17 protein-coding genes are annotated in these 17150 nt (G+C 33.9%); 7 read left to right on the top strand and 10 right to left on the bottom strand.

Annotated elements, in window-relative coordinates:
* Nucleotides 1-7: 7 nt before the first annotated feature.
* From C4F50_RS23880 to C4F50_RS23890, 3 genes are all read right to left on the bottom strand, one after another.
* Nucleotides 8-1735, bottom strand: a complete 1728-nt coding sequence (locus tag C4F50_RS23880) for a phospho-sugar mutase (RefSeq protein WP_194141141.1) — start codon at nucleotides 1733-1735, stop codon at nucleotides 8-10.
* An 85-nt stretch (nucleotides 1736-1820) separates the two neighbouring features.
* Nucleotides 1821-2777 carry a glycosyltransferase family 2 protein gene (locus C4F50_RS23885; protein ID WP_194141142.1) on the bottom strand — a complete coding sequence of 319 codons (957 nt, stop codon included), beginning with the start codon at nucleotides 2775-2777 and terminating at the stop codon, nucleotides 1821-1823.
* A 21-nt stretch (nucleotides 2778-2798) separates the two neighbouring features.
* Nucleotides 2799-3332 (bottom strand): DUF4199 domain-containing protein, encoded by a 534-nt coding sequence (locus tag C4F50_RS23890; protein ID WP_194141143.1) that lies wholly within the window; start codon nucleotides 3330-3332, stop codon nucleotides 2799-2801.
* A gap of 243 nt (nucleotides 3333-3575) precedes the next feature.
* Between C4F50_RS23890 and C4F50_RS23895 the strand changes: the two genes are divergently transcribed.
* Nucleotides 3576-3830 (top strand): type B 50S ribosomal protein L31, encoded by a 255-nt coding sequence (locus tag C4F50_RS23895; protein ID WP_008464817.1) that lies wholly within the window; start codon nucleotides 3576-3578, stop codon nucleotides 3828-3830.
* A 337-nt stretch (nucleotides 3831-4167) separates the two neighbouring features.
* Nucleotides 4168-5343, top strand: a complete 1176-nt coding sequence (locus tag C4F50_RS23900; protein WP_194141144.1) for a GlmU family protein — start codon at nucleotides 4168-4170, stop codon at nucleotides 5341-5343.
* Between the two features lie 86 nt (nucleotides 5344-5429).
* On the opposite strand, the gene C4F50_RS23905 is transcribed toward C4F50_RS23900, so the two are convergent.
* The 5 genes from C4F50_RS23905 to C4F50_RS23925 all read right to left on the bottom strand — a co-directional run bounded on the left by C4F50_RS23905 (nucleotide 5430) and on the right by C4F50_RS23925 (nucleotide 8968).
* Entirely contained in the window at nucleotides 5430-5873 is a 444-nt protein-coding gene (locus C4F50_RS23905; RefSeq protein WP_194141145.1) for a PepSY-like domain-containing protein, read from the bottom strand.
* A 145-nt stretch (nucleotides 5874-6018) separates the two neighbouring features.
* Nucleotides 6019-6477, bottom strand: a complete 459-nt coding sequence (locus C4F50_RS23910; protein WP_194141146.1) for a PepSY-like domain-containing protein — start codon at nucleotides 6475-6477, stop codon at nucleotides 6019-6021.
* Nucleotides 6478-6509: 32 nt separating this feature from the next.
* Complete coding sequence (locus C4F50_RS23915; protein ID WP_194141147.1) at nucleotides 6510-6953, bottom strand: PepSY-like domain-containing protein; 444 nt, start codon at nucleotides 6951-6953, stop codon at nucleotides 6510-6512.
* Nucleotides 6954-7025: 72 nt separating this feature from the next.
* Nucleotides 7026-8297, bottom strand: coding sequence for a sensor histidine kinase (locus C4F50_RS23920; RefSeq protein WP_194141148.1), 1272 nt, complete (start codon nucleotides 8295-8297; stop codon nucleotides 7026-7028).
* The gene (locus C4F50_RS23925) at nucleotides 8297-8968 is read right to left on the bottom strand and encodes a response regulator transcription factor (RefSeq protein WP_194141149.1); all 672 of its coding nucleotides are present in this window, start codon (nucleotides 8966-8968) and stop codon (nucleotides 8297-8299) included. The genes C4F50_RS23920 and C4F50_RS23925 overlap by 1 nt, the downstream gene beginning before the upstream one ends.
* Nucleotides 8969-9407: 439 nt before the next feature.
* On the opposite strand from C4F50_RS23925, the gene C4F50_RS23930 reads away from it, so the two are divergent.
* The 4 genes from C4F50_RS23930 to C4F50_RS23945 all read left to right on the top strand — a co-directional run bounded on the left by C4F50_RS23930 (nucleotide 9408) and on the right by C4F50_RS23945 (nucleotide 15212).
* Nucleotides 9408-11042, top strand: a complete 1635-nt coding sequence (locus C4F50_RS23930) for an ABC-F family ATP-binding cassette domain-containing protein (protein ID WP_194141150.1) — start codon at nucleotides 9408-9410, stop codon at nucleotides 11040-11042.
* 186 nt (nucleotides 11043-11228) lie between these two features.
* The gene (locus C4F50_RS23935; protein WP_194141151.1) at nucleotides 11229-12383 is read left to right on the top strand and encodes a porin; all 1155 of its coding nucleotides are present in this window, start codon (nucleotides 11229-11231) and stop codon (nucleotides 12381-12383) included.
* Between the two features lie 217 nt (nucleotides 12384-12600).
* Nucleotides 12601-13761, top strand: a complete 1161-nt coding sequence (locus C4F50_RS23940) for a porin (RefSeq protein WP_194141152.1) — start codon at nucleotides 12601-12603, stop codon at nucleotides 13759-13761.
* Between the two features lie 20 nt (nucleotides 13762-13781).
* Nucleotides 13782-15212, top strand: a complete 1431-nt coding sequence (locus C4F50_RS23945; protein ID WP_194141153.1) for an anion permease — start codon at nucleotides 13782-13784, stop codon at nucleotides 15210-15212.
* Here C4F50_RS23945 and C4F50_RS23950 read toward each other — a convergent pair.
* Nucleotides 15209-15511: a GNAT family N-acetyltransferase gene (locus tag C4F50_RS23950; RefSeq protein ID WP_228012126.1), complete on the bottom strand. Its 303-nt coding sequence runs from the start codon at nucleotides 15509-15511 to the stop codon at nucleotides 15209-15211. The two genes, C4F50_RS23945 and C4F50_RS23950, sit on opposite strands and share 4 nt — an antisense overlap.
* Nucleotides 15512-15782: 271 nt before the next feature.
* Here C4F50_RS23950 and C4F50_RS23955 point away from each other — a divergent pair, with 271 nt between their 5' ends.
* Nucleotides 15783-16442 (top strand): alpha/beta hydrolase, encoded by a 660-nt coding sequence (locus C4F50_RS23955; protein WP_194141154.1) that lies wholly within the window; start codon nucleotides 15783-15785, stop codon nucleotides 16440-16442.
* Nucleotides 16443-16582: 140 nt separating this feature from the next.
* On the opposite strand, the gene C4F50_RS23960 is transcribed toward C4F50_RS23955, so the two are convergent.
* Nucleotides 16583-17098 (bottom strand): DUF2892 domain-containing protein, encoded by a 516-nt coding sequence (locus C4F50_RS23960; RefSeq protein WP_194141155.1) that lies wholly within the window; start codon nucleotides 17096-17098, stop codon nucleotides 16583-16585.
* Nucleotides 17099-17150: the final 52 nt, after the last annotated feature.

Raw genomic sequence — 17150 nt, forward strand, 5'->3', positions numbered from 1 at the left:
TGTAGAATTAATTTAATTGCATGTCCGCAATAATATTTTGTATTTTTTGATCTAAGAAACTTTCCGCTTCATCAAAATCCGAAACCGATTCTAATTCGGCATTTACGCTGATATAGAATTTGATTTTTGGCTCCGTTCCGCTTGGTCTTGCACAGATTTTAGATCCGTCTGCCGTGTAGTAAATTAACACATTAGATTTCGGGATATCCATTGCCGATTCTTCATTCGTCAATAAATTCAAAGCAGTAGAAGATTGATAATCTTCAACCATAATGACTCTTTCTCCGTTAATTTCTTTTAAAGGATTTTGACGTAAATTAATCATCATCTGATTAATTTCTTCCAGCCCTTCCATTCCTTTTTTAGTTAAAGAAACCAAATACTCTTTATAGAACCCATTTTCTACATAAAGCTGAATTAACTCTTTGTAAACAGAACTTCCTGCAGCTTTTGCCTGAGCGGCAATTTCGCAGATTAATAAAGTAGCCGCTACAGCATCTTTATCTCTTACAGCGTCGCCTACCATAAATCCGAAACTTTCCTCTCCGCCGCCGATGAACTCAAGCTCAGGGAAATCTTTGATCATTTTAGCAATCCATTTAAAGCCTGTTAAGCCTACTTTGCATTCTACGCCATAGCTTGTCGCCAATTCCATAATCATTGGAGTCGAAACAATAGTTGAGCCTACAAATTGTTTTCCGTTAAGTTTACCAGCTTTTTTCCATTGTTTCAATAAGAAAGAAGTCATTAAAACCATCGTCTGATTTCCGTTTAAGAGAATCATTTTTCCGTCGTTGTTTCTCACGGCAACTCCCAAACGATCACAGTCAGGATCCGTTCCAACAACAATATCAGAATTCGTTTTATCTGCCAAAGCAAGGGCCATAGTCAAAGCTTCTGGTTCTTCTGGATTTGGAGATTTGACTGTTGGGAAATTTCCGTCTGGAACAGCTTGTTCCGGAACAATATGTACATTATTATAACCTGCCTGAGACAAAGTATCAGGAATAGATTTTATAGAAGTTCCGTGCAGTGAAGTAAATACAATATGCAGATTGTCTTTGGCTGCAGCTGGAGTATTAAAGCTTGCATTATCGACAGACGATTGTACAAAAGCTTTGTCAATTTCGATATCAATGTATTTAATCAAACTGTCGTTCGCATTAAATTTGATTTTATCGTAGCTTAAACTTTCGATTACATTGATAATGGCAGCATCCTGTGGAGGCACAATTTGTCCGCCGTCTTCCCAATACACTTTATAACCATTATATTCTGGCGGATTGTGTGAAGCTGTTAGAACAATACCGCACTGACAGCCTAAATATTTAAGTGCAAAAGACAATTCTGGCGTTGGACGTAAGTCTGAAAACAAATACACCTGAATTCCATTAGCAGAAAAAACATCTGCTACAACTTTTGCCAAAGTATTACTGTTATGACGACAATCATAAGCAATAACCACTTTTATAGTTTGATTTGGAAAAACTTCATGCAGATAATCAGATAATCCCTGCGTGTTTTTTCCAAGTGTATATTTGTTGATTCTGTTGTTTCCAACGCCCATTACACCGCGCATACCGCCAGTGCCAAATTCTAAGTTTTTGTAAAAACTTTCTTCAAGTTCTTTTGGAGACGTTGTCATTAAATCTTTAACAGCCGCCTGTGTTTCTTGATCAAATGTTGGGGTTAACCACTCATTGACTGCATCTAATATATTAGGAGCAATATTCATGTAAATTTTTTTTATGTTTGAATAAAGATAGCTTTTGTTTGAAAGTTAGATTAACTCAAAAAAGATTTTTTTGTTCTAATTCGGGTTAAAAATTAACTTCTCGGGCTACTTTATAGCGTTCTTCATTATTTTTTGTTCTTAAAATGATTTCGCCTAAAAATCCGGCAAGGAAAAGCTGTGTCCCTAAAATCATTGTGGTCAAAGCAATGTAAAACCACGGATTGTTGGTTACCAGGGTATATCTCATTCCATTATACATATGGTATAATTTTGAAACACCAATATATCCTGCAGATAGAAATCCGATGATAAACATTATAGAACCCATTGCGCCAAATAAGTGCATCGGTCTTTTTCCGAAACGTGATAAAAACCAAATTGTTATTAAATCGAGAAAACCGTTTATAAAACGCTCCATTCCAAATTTGGTCTCCCCGTATTTTCTAGCTTGGTGAATCACCACTTTTTCGCCGATTTTTCCAAATCCGGCATTTTTTGCCAGAACGGGAATGTAGCGGTGCATTTCGCCAGAAACCTCGATGTTTTTTACCACAACATTTTTGTACGCTTTTAAGCCGCAGTTAAAGTCATTTAACTCAACGCCAGAAGTTTTTCTAGCCGCCCAGTTGAATAATTTAGACGGAAGGTTTTTGGCCACAACAGAATCGTAACGTTTTTTCTTCCAGCCCGAAACCAAATCAAATTTCTGAGCAGTAATCATATCATACAATTCTGGAATTTCGTCTGGACTGTCTTGTAAATCGGCATCCATTGTAATAATTACATCGCCTTTAGCTTTTGCAAAACCAGCGTGCAGCGCCTGAGATTTTCCGAAATTCTTCATAAAGCGAATTCCTTTTACATTCGGATCTGTATTCGAAAAACCTTCAATAATTGACCACGAATTATCTGTACTTCCATCATCTACAAAAATGATTTCATAAGAATAATTATTAGATTGCATCACTTTTATAATCCATGTATAGAGTTCCTGCAGTGATTCCTCCTCATTTAGAAGCGGTATAAGTATAGATAAATTCATTTATGTTTTATTATAGACTTTTTAAGGTTTGTCATTCTTAACGATTGCTCCAATTATTAAGGAGTATATTAACCCAATTAATGAATACATGACAAGTGTTACTGGAAAAACAATTAATGGATTCATGAATTTTTTAACCATGCCAAGACCCATTTCTAGTTCTTTTGCTGTCATATTCGGGTTTTGAGTAAGCATTTGTTCTTTTGTGATGTCCAGCATTTCATTGATAAAATCAGGAAATATAAAATTAAAGATCACACTGAAAACAGCATATGTTAAGCCGGCAATAACTGTAATGGAAACTCCTGTTTTTAAACATTCAGAAAAGGATATAAACCCATTGTTGATGTTTTTTTTGTAATTATTACAGCCTAAGTATATGAATAGGAGAGGCAGGACAAGATAATTGGCTATGTTTACAATTGTTCCAGCGCTTGTATTTACTAGTGATTTCATGCCAATTACATACATGATCACAAACTCTAAAATCATAATAACACCGAACAAAACACCGTAATGTGTGCCTGACTTGGCAGGAGATACTTTTACATCCATAAAGTTATATTTAATTAATCCACAAATATAGTAATTCCGACTATAATCGGAGATAAAAAAAGCTTTTCGAAATAAACTAAAAAAAAGTGTGCTAAAGATTTGATTATTAAAAAAGAATTGTAAATTTGCACACTCAAAAATAATTAAATTTTTAAACAAAAAGAGTATTAGTTGTTTACACCTTTTTCTAACCATGAAAAAGCTTCAAAATAAAGATACTCCAAACAATAAATAAAAAACAAGATGAAAAAAGGAATTCACCCAGAAAATTACAGATTAGTTGCATTTAAAGACATGTCAAACGACGAAGTTTTTATCACTAAATCTACTGCAGATACAAAAGAAACAATTGAAGTTGACGGAGTTGAGTATCCAGTTGTAAAAATGGAGATTTCTAGAACATCTCACCCTTTTTATACTGGTAAATCTAAACTTATCGATACTGCAGGACGTATTGATAAATTCAAAACTAAATATGCTAAACACGCTAAAAAATAATAGCTGTTTAAAACTATACAGAAAGCCTTCCAAATTTGGGAGGCTTTTTTTATGCTTGTACCATTGTAATTTAACCGCAAAGTGTGCAAGGATTTTTACGATCAGTTTTTTTGAAACACACAAAGTTCGTAAAGCGAAATCCAGACAAAGCTTTGCGAACTTTGCGATTAAAAAAAATAAGAATATAAAGGTCAAATTTCTCCTCAATATTTCTCCTTCCTCTAAAAAAAGAATTATTTTCTTATTTTGAATAAGAGCCTATTTAATCAGACACATAAATATTTGTAACTTTGGGCTCAGGTAACCAAATCAAATTTTAACAAACACTCAATTATTTATGAACTACATTCTTTTCGACGGTCCCGTTCGGAATGCTTTATTACCATTTACTTTTACAAGACCTGTGGCTGATATTTTAGTCGGAATAATGACCATTCGCCAGAAATGGGAAAAACGATTAGGTTCGACCATTACCACCATAACCGAAGAATATTTGTCAGATAAATATCCGATGGTGGAAATGGAGGAAAATATAATGATCAACGCCGCGTATTTGCCAAATGATACGCTTGCAGAGTTGGTTTCTAATTTGACTGAAAATCAGGCTGTTTTTAAAGGTGAAGATGTAATTGCTTTTTTTGCAAACGAAAATCAAGAAGAAGTCGATTTTGAGACTTATGAAATCATTCAGTACAATGATGATTGTATTACTATAGAAAATACTTGGGATATTTTTTCTAAAAATGATGCTGCGATTCGTGAAGATTTTAATTATTTAACGGAAGATAGAACCTCGCAGCCAATCCCAAAAAGCGTAAATGTTATTGCACCAGAAAATATCTTTATCGAAGAAGGAGCAAAATTAGAATTCGTAACATTAAATGCTTCGACAGGGCCTATTTATATTGGTAAGAATTCTGAAATTATGGAAGGAACCGTAATTCGCGGGCCTTTTGCTTTATGCGAAAATGCAATGGTAAAAATGTCGGCTAAAGTTTACGGAGCAACCACTGTTGGTCTTGGATCCAGAATTGGGGGAGAAGTGAAAAACTCTGTTCTTTTTGCTAATTCTAATAAAGGCCATGAAGGATTTTTAGGCGATTCTGTTTTAGGGGAATGGTGCAACATTGGTGCAGATTCTAATAATTCGAACCTCAAAAACAACTACGAAGAAGTAAAACTTTGGAGTTACGAAACAGAAGGATTCGCTAAAACCGGACTTCAGTTTTGTGGTTTAATGATGGGCGATCACAGTAAATGCGGTATTAATACCATGTTTAATACTGGAACTGTAGTTGGAGTAAGCGCGAATATTTTTGGAAGCGGTTTTCCAAGAAACTTTGTTCCGAGTTTTTCATGGGGAGGTGCAGCAGGCTTTACAACTTATGTAACCAAAAAAGCTTTTGAAACGGCAAGACTGGTACTGTCAAGACGAAATATCGATTTTGATGCAACTGAACAAGCAATTTTAGAACACGTTTTTGAAGAAACAAAAAAATGGAGAAAAGACTAATTAAATATTAGTCCATTTGATAATGAGATAATGTAACAAACCCGACAGGTTTCTAAAGCCTGTCGGGTTTTGTTTTTTTATAATTGCTATTTATCTATTTTAGTAAAATCTCCTTTTAGGTTAAATTTCAATTCTAAACCGTTGGTGAGTTTTGTTTCATAACCAAAGGTTCCTATTTCTATTTTGGTTATTTTTTCTTTACGAAAGTTATCTTTCACATACGAAGCAATTTTTTTCGGAATGATCGAAGAAGGTATTTTAGAATTGTTTCCATCTACTTCTTTCCAGTTTCCTTTTTTATCAAATTCGATTTCCATTTTATTGTCGTACTGAACTTTGTATTCTGTAGAGAGGATTTCTTTGTCCTCAATGATATAGCTCGGCTTTTTTGATCCAAAGTGAGCCTTTAAAAAAGTTTGTGCATTTGCTGGTAAAGCTTCTTTTTTAATTACAGTTTTTTGCGCATTAGCAGAAAATCCAAATATTAATCCTGCAAATAGGCTGGCCGTAACGTTCAATTTCGTTTTCATATTTTGCTGATTTTTAATTGTTATACAAGATAATACTTAAATTTTTAAAAGATATCGGAATATTGATATATTACAAAATCAGAACTTCTAAAAAAAAAGCCCCGAAATTAAATTCGGAGCTTTTAGGTTTTACTGTAGGCTGTGTTTATTTATCAATTCGAAGGAAATTCCCCTGAAGATCAAAAACCAGCTCCAGATTATTAGAAAGTTCCACTTCGGTAGAAGTTGTTTCGTTGTCAATTGAGGTTACAAACAGATTAGGATAATTTGTTGTTACGTAGGCATTGATTTTCTCGGGAATCAATTCAACTGGAATCGCTTGGTAATTTCCATCAATATCAACCCAGTTTCCGTTGACGTCAAAATCAATATCAAAGCCATTGGTTAAGTAAACATCGTATATAGATCCGTCAGAATCTGCTTTGTTTTGCTTTTTTATAGACTGATACGTCGCATTAGGAAAATATGCAGTAATAAAACCAGTTGCGGCTGCCGGTAAATCTGCGGCAGTGATAACCGTGTCGTGATCATCATCGTTATCGCATGATGTTGTTGTTAATAAAAGTGATAAAGCGATAAATCCTGATAATAGTATTCTTTTCATGATTATTGTTTTTTTAATTTATGAGTTTTGTTTTAGTTGTCGATTCTTAAAAAATTTCCTTTAGAGTTAAATTCCAGTTCTAGTCCGTTGCTTAGATCAACTTCATAGCCCCAGTTTCCTTTGTCAATTTTGGTAATGGCCGTGTTAGGGAAATTTGTTTTTACATAAGATGCAATTGCCTTCGGAATTACAGTTGCCGGAATTGCGGTATGATTTCCGTCTACTTCTTCCCAATTTCCTTTTCCGTCAAATTCTACTTCAATATTGTTTGCAAATCGAACTTTGTAATCTTTAGAAAAAGTTTCTTTGTCTTCTATAATATAAGTAGGTTCTTGTCCTGCAAAATGAGTCTTTAGAAAAGTCTGGGCATTGGCCGGCAAAGCAGATTTTGCAATGGTAGTTTTTTGAGCATTTGCAGAAAATCCAAATGCTAAGCCTGCAATAAGGCACACAGCTAAATTTGATTTCGTTTTCATAATTGTATGTTTTAATTCTGATACAAGATTATGACCTGAATTTGGAAACAATTAGGAAAAAAAAGAAAAATACTATTTTTTTGGAAAAATAATTTTGAATTGGTGCTGCGTCATAAATGAATATTCGATACCAATGGAATAATTGTTAAGAATCGATTTTACAATTGATAATCCTAAACCGGTAGATTCGTTTGTGGTAGTGTGGCGGTAAAATCTGCTGAAAATCACTTCAGAATTTAATGGAAAATTAATGCCCGTATTAGAAATTAGAATATCATTTTTGTTGATTACAAAATTCACAAAACCGTCGTGGTGATTATGGATCAAGGCATTTTTTAATAAATTGCTGATTAAGGCAATGGCCAATCCTTTGTTCATTATAAAGTACAACGTATCGTTTTCGGTTACAGTAATTTTTACCTTTTTAAAATCGGCCAGATCAGTATAATCCTCTGTCAATAAAAGAATAAGCTCGTTAAAATTAATGTTTTCTTCTTCAGAAAATTGCTGGTTTTCAATTTTCGACAACATTAATAATGATTTGTTTAGTCTGGTTAATCGGTTTAAAGTATCGGTTATTTTACCAATTTCCATCATCTGCTCCTCTGTCAAAACAGTATTTTCTGCAAATAATTCTAATTTATTAATACTAATTGCCAAAGGAGTCTGCAATTCGTGCGAAGCGTTTTCTATAAATTGTTTTTGGCTTGAGTAAATACTTTCGTTACGATTTAGCATTTTTTCAACCTCTTTTGCCAGAATATTAAATTCGTTTATAGGAGAATCAATTGGTTTTAATTTGCTTCCCGTTCCGAGTTTTATTTCTTTAAGGTTCTCTAAAATCGTATAAAATGATTTCCATATTTTTTTTAGAAGCAAATGATTTACGGCCAAAATACTAATCACGAGCATGATATATAATCCAATCAAAGCCAGGAATAAATCTTCGAGCAGTTCGTCTTCTTCAACTATTGAAGCTTTTATGATTAATTCGTACGGGTTTCCCGCTTCATCTTTAAAAACTGTTTTTAAAATCCGAATAGGTTCGTCGTCGTTATCATATTCCATAAATTCTTTTGTGGAAGAAAACTCATCTTTACTTGAATAATTTCCCTTCGGAATCGGTTTTATAGTAAACTTATTGATGCCGAATTCAGGAGAATTCAAGAGTTTTTTGTCGACAAAAGCATGTCTGATAATGATAATTTTGGAGTTTTTTAAATCATCATCAATATTATCATACACTTCATCTAAAATAAGAACATAAAAAATCCCTGCCCAAATTGGAATTACGATCAAAAGGGTAAGTGCCAGATAGCGAAGAGTGTAATTTTGTAATTTCATTAATTCATTTTATATCCAATACCGTAAACCGCCTGAATATCAATTTCGGCATTGCTGTCTTTCAGTTTTTTACGAAGATTTTTAATCTGCGAATATACAAAATCCAGATTGTCTGCCTGATCCGTGTGGTCGCCCCAAACGTATTCTGCTATTGCAGTTTTGTTTATCAATCGGTTTGGATTGATAATGAAATAATAAAGCAAATCAAATTCTTTTCGGTTTAAAATCAATTCGCTGCCGTCTATAGAAACGGTGCGCTGTTCTGGAGAAAGTGTCACATTTTTCCAGACAATTAAATTATCTCCATTATGATTGTTTCTCCGAATAGCCGATTTGATTCGGGCATGTAATTCAGATAGATGAAACGGTTTACTCAAATAATCATCGGCGCCAAGATCCAGTCCTTTAACCTTATCGTCAACCGCATCTTTTGCCGAAATTATAATAATAGCACTTTGTTTTTTCTGTCTTTTTATTTCCTGCAGTAAATCTAATCCATTTCCATCCGGAAGCATAATATCTATTAAAATACAGTCGTAATCATAAGCGCCCAGTTTATCAAAACCAGAAATATAATCGTTTGCCGTTTCTACAATATATTTTTCTTTTTCAAGTGACTGCTGTACCACTTCACGCAAACCTGCTTCATCTTCTATTATTAACACTTTCATCTTTTGACAGTTTTTCTCGTATTTCAAATTTAGGAATACAAGTTCAAAATTAAACCCCATTTCTGGAAACATTTAGGAATTTTGTCAATTAGAAATTTTGTCAATTAGAAAATTTGTCAATTAGATAATTAGATAATGAACGTCGATGTTCAAATCTGAGATGTTTTTTAAATCTAGCGGGTTTTGTTACATATAAAGTTGAATATTCCAAATTGTCACATTATTCTAATTATCTAATTGACGAATTATCTAATTCTCACATTTTCTAATTGTCACATTATTATAATTTTCTAATTCTCACATTTTCTAATTGACACATTATAAAATTATCTAATTATCTCATTGGCACATTATCTAATTAAAATCTATCTTTGCACCACGAAAAAAAAATGGGTTATCAGCTAAACGATTAACCGATTAAACAAATTTACAGGACATAATGATTACAGTTAACGATATTTCGGTTCAGTTTGGTGGAACTACATTATTTAGCGATGTTTCTTTTGCTATAAACGAAAATGATAAAATTGCCCTTATGGGTAAAAATGGTGCGGGAAAGTCGACACTTTTAAAGATAATTGCGGGAGCCAATAAGCCATCAACAGGAAGTATTTCGGCTCCAAAAGAAGCGGTTATTGCATATCTGCCGCAACATTTACTTACCGAAGACGGTGCAACTGTTATGGAGGAAGCTTCTAAGGCATTTGGTGAAATTTTTAGCATGAAAGCTGAAATCGACGAAATCAATGAGCAGTTAACGGTTCGTACAGATTATGAAAGTGATGCTTACATGAAATTAATTGAAAGAGTTTCGGACTTAAGCGAGAAATATTATGCAATCGAAGAAGTCAATTACGAAGCAGAAGTAGAGAAAATTTTAGTAGGTTTAGGTTTTGAACGTGAAGATTTTACACGTCAGACTTCTGAATTTTCCGGAGGATGGAGAATGCGTATCGAACTGGCGAAGATTTTATTAAGAAAACCAGATTTGATTTTGCTGGATGAGCCAACCAACCACATGGATATTGAAAGTATTCAATGGCTGGAAGATTTTCTTTTAAATCAAGCCAAAGCAGTAGTGGTAATTTCGCACGATAGAGCGTTTGTAGATAACATCACAAACCGTACTATTGAAGTTACTATGGGAAGAATTTACGATTACAAAGCGAAATATTCTCATTATTTAGAATTAAGAAAAGACCGTCGTATCCACCAGCAGAAAGCATATGACGAGCAGCAAAAAATGATTGCAGATAACAGGGCTTTTATTGATCGTTTTAAAGGAACATTTTCTAAAACCGATGCGGTGCAGTCTCGTGTAAAAATGCTGGAAAAATTGGAAATTGTTCAGGTTGACGAAGTAGATACTTCGGCTTTACGATTAAAATTCCCGCCTGCAGCACGTTCGGGACAATATCCAGTTGTGGTAAAAGAAATGTCTAAATCGTACGGAGATCACGTAGTTTTTAAAGATGCTAATATCGTAATCGAGCGCGGCCAAAAAGTTGCTTTTGTTGGAAAAAATGGTGAAGGAAAATCAACGATGATCAAAGCCATTATGAAAGAAATCGGCGTGGATTCAGGAAGCGTTGAAATCGGACATAATTCACAAATCGGATATTTTGCACAAAATCAGGCTGCTTTATTAGACGAAAATGCCACTATTTTTGAAACCATTGACGGTATTGCAGTAGGAGATATTAGAACACAAATCAAAAATATATTAGGTGCTTTTATGTTTCAGGGTGATGATATCACCAAAAAAGTAAAAGTACTTTCTGGAGGAGAAAAAACACGTTTGGCAATGATCAAATTGCTGCTGGAGCCTGTAAACTTGTTAATTCTCGATGAGCCTTCGAATCACTTGGATATGAAAACCAAAGATATTATTAAAGATGCTTTGCGTGATTTTGACGGAACTTTGATTCTGGTATCCCACGACCGTGATTTCCTTGACGGATTAGCAACTAAAGTTTTTGAATTTGGAAACAAAAGAGTAAAAGAACATTTTGAAGATGTTGCCGGTTTCCTAGCGCACAAAAAAATGGATTCTATGAGAGAGATCGAAAAATAAATTCTGTTTTAAATACTATTAAAAGGCATAAGTTTACTCTTATGCCTTTTTTATTTATCGCATATTAAAAATATTGGTATAAAATTTAGAGGAATGATATATATCAGTTTTTTCTTTCAATTAAGAAATTAAATTTACCGTAAGAATAAGCGCATAAAAAGCTTGTGTTTACAAAATTTAATAATTATGAAAAAGGCCCATAATTTTTTAGGCTTAAAATCTATTTTATTCCTTTTGCTATTTCCCTTTATGTCTAATGGACAGACAAATGAATTTAATTCTCAAAGTGAAATAAAATATCCTCAATTTAAATTTCAGGGACTTTTTCAGGGAAGGTATTTAAGCGGTTTCAATGATGGGATTGATGCTGTTACAGGACTTCATCATACAGACGGAAAGGCCGTTGAGAACACATTCGATATTAAAAGAATGCGTTTGGGAGCTACAGTAAAATTAGCAGAACATTTTGATGTTGTTGTTTTAGCGAATTTTGCGGATTTTAAATCAGATCCCAAAGGGAAAGTTTTAGAAAATGCTTTTGCGAGGTATACTTTTAATACAAGAGTAGGGGTTATGGCTGGGCAGTTTAGGCCTGCTTTTGGAATTGAAGAAGCAAATCCTGCCGATATTCTTAAATCGTTTGATTACTCAAATCAGTATAATGAATTTGGCAATAACGGCTGGACGAGTTTTCAAATAGGAGCTTCGGTTTTCGGAAGTTTTGAGTTGGGCAAAATTCCGGTATCCTATACCATTTCTGCTGTAAATGGTAACGGAAAAGATCAGGTTTCTGATAAAGATAATGGGAAACAATATTCTTCTCGTCTTGTTTTTGAGTTTAGTAAGAAACACAATATCAATTTTGGTATAAATGGCGGTATCGGAGAAGTTTACAACAGCAGTGTGTACGCAGTTGGATTGGATCTTACGGCTGATTTTAAATTGACGGATAAATTGATCCTGCAAACACAGCTTGAAGGAAAACAAGGTATTAATCACTTTCTTTATTATTCGTTGGATACAAATTCAAGAACTGCAGATATTGCTGATTATCAAATGCGGGGAGCTTATTTCTTGCCCAATTTAAGGTATGAAATTAAATACCAAAAATTGACTGCAATAGAATTCTCCTGCCGCTATGAATATTTTGACAGAAGTTTTAAAATAAATTCAAATGCAAAACAAACCTATACTCCAATGGCAGGTTTAGAATTTGGAAAAGGCTACACTGGACGAGTCGAAATAGGAATGCAGCTTGATAACTACAAAAAGAATATTAGTAATAGTACCTCTTATGATAATAAGCTTTTTATCATACAATTTCAGGGAAGATTTTTTTAACCTCCATGATTTAACTTAAGAGGTGTATTATGAAAGAAGTAACCATAAAAAACCGACTTATTATAGGTGTTTTGTGCTTTTTTTCTTCTTTTTTTTTATAATGTATTTCTTTTTTTAGTAAATTCGGCAATCCTTTTCGTGTTGATTATTAGATAGTTATGTTTTTTTTTGACAAGGGATTGTCCCTAATTTTTAGTACAACTTAAATTTTTATTTTATGAAAAAAGTGAATACACTGATTAGAGTAAAAATTGTCTTTGTTCTTTTTATACTGCCGAATTTTTTACATGCTCAAACCACAGTAACAACTACACCGCCAACTCCAGAAAGTAGTATAAAATATCCTCAATTTCAATTTAAAGGTCTTTTTCAGGCAAGGTTTATGGCCAATACGACCAACGATGTTGATGTTCTTGGAGTACATCATTCTACAGGAGAAGTTACCCAGACCTCATTTGATATTAAAAGAATGCGTGTAGGGTTGAATACTAAATTAAGCGAAGCTACAGAAATTGTAATTTTAGTAAATCTAGCCGATTTTAAATCGGATACAAAAGGGAAGGTTCTTGAAAATGCCTACGGAAAATATACTTTTAATAAATATATAGCCGTGACTGGTGGACAATTTCGACCAGCTTTTGGTATAGAAGAGTTAGTTCCTGTTGATATTATAAAATCATTTGATTTTTCTAATCAGTATTACGAATTCGGAAAAAATGGCTGGACGAGTTTTCAAATCGGAGCTTCGGTTACAGGAGCTGTAGATATTGGAAAAATTCCGATCAGCTATGCTTTTTCCATCTTAAATGGAAACGGCAAAAATCAGGAAAAAGATTCTGATAATGGGAAACTGTATTCGACTAGATGGGTTTTAGGGCTTTCAAAAAAGCATAAAATAAATTTAGGATTAAACGGCGGGATAGGAGCGGTTTCTACTCAGGATGTTTTTGCTGTTGGTGCTGATATTACCAGCGATTTTAAACTCACAGATAAGTTTACTTTTGATCTGCAGATAGAATACAAACAGGGAACCAATCATAATTTATATTTTTCTTTACCTGTAACGGGCAGAACGCCAAATGTTGCCGATTATCAAATGCGAGGTGTTTACTTTCTGCCTAATTTGAGGTACTTAATCGATTACAAAAAATTAACTTCTTTAGAATTATCCTGTCGTTACGAAAGATTTGATCCCAGTTACAAGATTAATTCCAACCTTAGACAGACTTACACTCCAATGATAAGTCTCGAATTTGGTAAAGCATACACTGGCCGAATCGAAATGGGGTTTGAAATTGATCGATTTGCTCGTGATATTCCAGATACATCAAGTTATAGTGACAACTTGTTTTTAATTCAGTTTCAATGCCGTCTTTAGTTTAACTAAATTTTTAATTTATGAAAGAGATAAAAATTACTCAAACCCTTATTACACTTGCAGTTGGAATTATAATTTGGTTAATTCCAGCACCAAACGGAGTTAAAGCGGAAGCATGGCATTTGTTTGCCATTTTTGTTGCTACCATTTTAGGAATCATCTTAAAAGCGGCTCCCATGGGAACCATGTGTATGATCGCAATTGCATTAACGGCTATGTCTCAGGTTTTGGCGCCTGGAGATCCTGGAAAATCGATTACTTTGGCATTAAAAGGTTTCGGGGATAAAGTGATCTGGCTCATCGGAATTTCGTTTTTTATTGCCCGCGGATTTATCAAAACAGGTTTAGGAAACAGAATTGCATTTTTATTCATAAAAATATTCGGAAAAAGTTCGCTCGGATTAGCTTATGGTTTAGGTTTGGCCGATTTAGTTTTAGCGCCGGCAGTACCCAGTAATACGGCTAGAGGCGGCGGTATTATTTATCCGATTATGAAATCAATGGCCATGAGTTTTGGCTCAATGCCAGAAAATCCTGAAACGCATAGGAAATTAGGTTCTTATTTAACTTTAAACAGTTACAATATGAATTTAATCGCTTCGTCAATGTTTCTTACTGGAACAGCCAGTAACCCGATGTGTCAAAAATTTGCGCTTAATTTAGGAATAAAGATTACGTGGATGTCTTGGGCTGCGGCAGCAATTGTTCCGGGATTGTGCGCCTTTTTTGTGATCCCGTTTTTGTTGTATAAAATATATCCTCCAGAATTAAAAAAGACGGGAGATGCCCCTCAAATTGCCATGCAGAAATTAAAAGAAATGGGAGCTGTTACCAGAAATGAATGGATGATGCTGTTGACTTTTTTTATACTGCTTTTTCTTTGGATGACAGGAGATTTATTTTCTATAGACGCCACAACAACCGCTTTTATAGGTTTGGTGATTTTACTGCTGACTTCTGTTTTAACTTGGGAAGATGTCAAAGCCGAAACAGGAGCGTGGGATACTATTGTCTGGTTTTCTGTTTTGGTTATGATGGCCAGCTCGCTTAACGAATTGGGCTTTATTGCTTGGTTTAGTGATTTGATAAAAGTGCAGATTGGCGGTTTGAGCTGGCAGATGGCTTTTCCAATTATTGTTTTGGTATATTTCTTCAGCCATTATCTTTTTGCCAGCGCCACAGCTCACGTTGCTGCCATGTATGCAGCTTTGCTTGGAGTAGGGGTTTCACTGGGAATTCCGGGATTGCTGCTGGCTTTTATGTTAGGATTTATAGGTTCGCTGTATGGAACTTTAACGCATTATGGCCACGGGCCCGCTCCCGTTTTCTTTGGGAGCGGTTACGTAGACCTTAAAAGCTGGTGGGTTAAAGGGCTTATAACCGGATTGGTTATGCTCTTTATTTATATGGTAATAGGAGGTTTATGGCTCCGATTAATTGGTGACTTTTAGATACGGATTCCTGGAGGGAGTAATTCTTTGTAGCGGGGATTTTTTTTGAAAAATGCTACGATTTTTGGATGAATAGGAACGACTCTGTAGTTTTTTTCGCCGCTCAAATCTAAGACGTTTTTAAGCAAAGTATTAATCGCCTCTTCGTTTTGGTACGAATCCGGCGTGTTAATTTTGGTTAAAAAAATCTTTTTTTCTTGAAATGAATATTCAACTGCCAGCATTCCTTCAGATACTGTGGCTTCAAATTGGCGCGCAAAAGTGTTGTCTTTGATTTCCATAGTTGCAATTGTTTCCATAGTAATTAGTGTTTTTTGGTTATGTTTAAATAGTGAATTTGGGACGGTAAACAAAGTTGAAAGAAAATTCTTTATAAGATTTTCAGCCAGAATTTGTTTCAAATACAAATGTAATCATTTGATTTTCAATATTAAGTTATTTTTTTGACATGCAATGTTTTTTTTGGAATCGATTACATAATTAAGGCTCGAAATTTGATTAGATGAAAGGAAAAAAAGTAACTTTATTTTTTTTAAATAAGTTAGTGGTAATTGTAATCTTTTTGGTGCTATGAGTAAAATTCCAGTTTATTTTATGCCGGGCTTGGCAGCAAGTCCTTCTATTTTTGAAAGAATTAAACTAGACGAAACTATTTTTGAAATATGTTTTTTAGAATGGGAAATTCCGCATCCCAAAGAAGCTTTGTCAGATTATGCGCTGCGAATTTCTAAAAACATCAAACACGAAAATCCAGTTTTGATAGGCGTTTCTTTTGGAGGGATTTTGGTGCAGGAAATGGCAAAATACATTAATGCCCGTAAGGTGATTATTATTTCGAGTGTAAGAAGTAATGCCGAGTTTCCGAGACGAATGAAGATCGGAAAAAGGACAAGAGCATACAAATTGATTCCGATGCAGATTATATTGAATGTAGAAAAATTGGCTAAATTTTCGTTTGGTGAAAAAATAAACAAACGCATTCAATTGTATGAAAAATTTCTTTCAGTACGCGATATTTATTATTTGCAATGGGCGGTGGAAACCGTTATTCGATGGGATAGAAATCAGGTTGACCAAAAAGTAATTCATATTCATGGAGATAACGACCACGTTTTTCCTATAAAATATATCAACAGCTGTATTGTAGTAAAAGGCGGTACGCATATTATGATTCTCAATAAATACAAATGGCTGAATGAGAATCTGCCGTCGATCATTTTGGAAAAGTAAATTCCAATTTTGAAAATTCTAAATTCCAAATTTCAAATTCCAAAGCCCAAATTCCAAATTCCAAAAATCTAAAATCTAAAATAAAAAAATCCCAAACTCTTTTTGAATTTGGGATTTTACTATTGGAATTTCAGAAAAGTTTAAATTTTCTTCATTTGTTCTTTCATCATAGAAATCTGTTCTTTCAGCATTCCTTGTTTATCTAATTTTTTAGCTTCGTTCAATAAATTAGTAGCTTCCAGTTTTCTTCTGCGTGACATTGCAACTCCTGCAAGGTTTAATTTAGCTACAGCCAAATCCATATCCATTGATAGTCCAAGTTCGATAGCTTTTTTGAAATGTTTCTCAGCCTGATTGATATTAGTTTGAGATAACATGATTCCGTGAAGATAATTGAAGTAGCCTTGTTGTTTTCTTACCAAAGCAGTTTCTGGGCTTTTAATATGGGATAACCATTTTTTAGCGCCTTCGAAGTCTTGTTTTCTTAATTTAAGGAAAGCTAAAAGGATAAATTCATTTTTAAAATAAAGAAAAATTGGAATTGCAGTTAGTAAAATAAGAAAGATTCCATTCCCGATATTACTTTCTGTAAATTGCCAAATGCCCGCCACTACTAGAAGTCCGGCTAAAATAAGTTTAATATTTTTGTGAAACATAATTATTGTAAATTTGTGATTGCAAAGATAGTAAAAGGAATTAAAAATATTT

Origin of the sequence: Flavobacterium hungaricum (genome assembly GCF_015182285.1) — a bacterium.
GTDB lineage: Bacteria > Bacteroidota > Bacteroidia > Flavobacteriales > Flavobacteriaceae > Flavobacterium > Flavobacterium hungaricum.

What these genes read in the sequence shown, in the direction of transcription:
- C4F50_RS23885 (WP_194141142.1), bottom strand. Translation starts at nt 2,777, where the DNA reads ATGAATTTATCTATACTTATACCGCTTCTAAATGAGGAGGAATCACTG.
- C4F50_RS23935 (WP_194141151.1), top strand. Translation starts at nt 11,229, where the DNA reads ATGAAAAAGGCCCATAATTTTTTAGGCTTAAAATCTATTTTATTCCTT.
- C4F50_RS23945 (WP_194141153.1), top strand. Translation starts at nt 13,782, where the DNA reads ATGAAAGAGATAAAAATTACTCAAACCCTTATTACACTTGCAGTTGGA.
- C4F50_RS23915 (WP_194141147.1), bottom strand. Translation starts at nt 6,953, where the DNA reads ATGAAAACGAAATCAAATTTAGCTGTGTGCCTTATTGCAGGCTTAGCA.
- C4F50_RS23960 (WP_194141155.1), bottom strand. Translation starts at nt 17,098, where the DNA reads ATGTTTCACAAAAATATTAAACTTATTTTAGCCGGACTTCTAGTAGTG.
- C4F50_RS23955 (WP_194141154.1), top strand. Translation starts at nt 15,783, where the DNA reads ATGAGTAAAATTCCAGTTTATTTTATGCCGGGCTTGGCAGCAAGTCCT.
- C4F50_RS23920 (WP_194141148.1), bottom strand. Translation starts at nt 8,297, where the DNA reads ATGAAATTACAAAATTACACTCTTCGCTATCTGGCACTTACCCTTTTG.
- C4F50_RS23930 (WP_194141150.1), top strand. Translation starts at nt 9,408, where the DNA reads ATGATTACAGTTAACGATATTTCGGTTCAGTTTGGTGGAACTACATTA.
- C4F50_RS23950 (WP_228012126.1), bottom strand. Translation starts at nt 15,511, where the DNA reads ATGGAAACAATTGCAACTATGGAAATCAAAGACAACACTTTTGCGCGC.
- C4F50_RS23890 (WP_194141143.1), bottom strand. Translation starts at nt 3,332, where the DNA reads ATGGATGTAAAAGTATCTCCTGCCAAGTCAGGCACACATTACGGTGTT.
- C4F50_RS23910 (WP_194141146.1), bottom strand. Translation starts at nt 6,477, where the DNA reads ATGAAAAGAATACTATTATCAGGATTTATCGCTTTATCACTTTTATTA.
- C4F50_RS23940 (WP_194141152.1), top strand. Translation starts at nt 12,601, where the DNA reads ATGAAAAAAGTGAATACACTGATTAGAGTAAAAATTGTCTTTGTTCTT.
- C4F50_RS23895 (WP_008464817.1), top strand. Translation starts at nt 3,576, where the DNA reads ATGAAAAAAGGAATTCACCCAGAAAATTACAGATTAGTTGCATTTAAA.
- C4F50_RS23925 (WP_194141149.1), bottom strand. Translation starts at nt 8,968, where the DNA reads ATGAAAGTGTTAATAATAGAAGATGAAGCAGGTTTGCGTGAAGTGGTA.
- C4F50_RS23905 (WP_194141145.1), bottom strand. Translation starts at nt 5,873, where the DNA reads ATGAAAACGAAATTGAACGTTACGGCCAGCCTATTTGCAGGATTAATA.
- C4F50_RS23900 (WP_194141144.1), top strand. Translation starts at nt 4,168, where the DNA reads ATGAACTACATTCTTTTCGACGGTCCCGTTCGGAATGCTTTATTACCA.
- C4F50_RS23880 (WP_194141141.1), bottom strand. Translation starts at nt 1,735, where the DNA reads ATGAATATTGCTCCTAATATATTAGATGCAGTCAATGAGTGGTTAACC.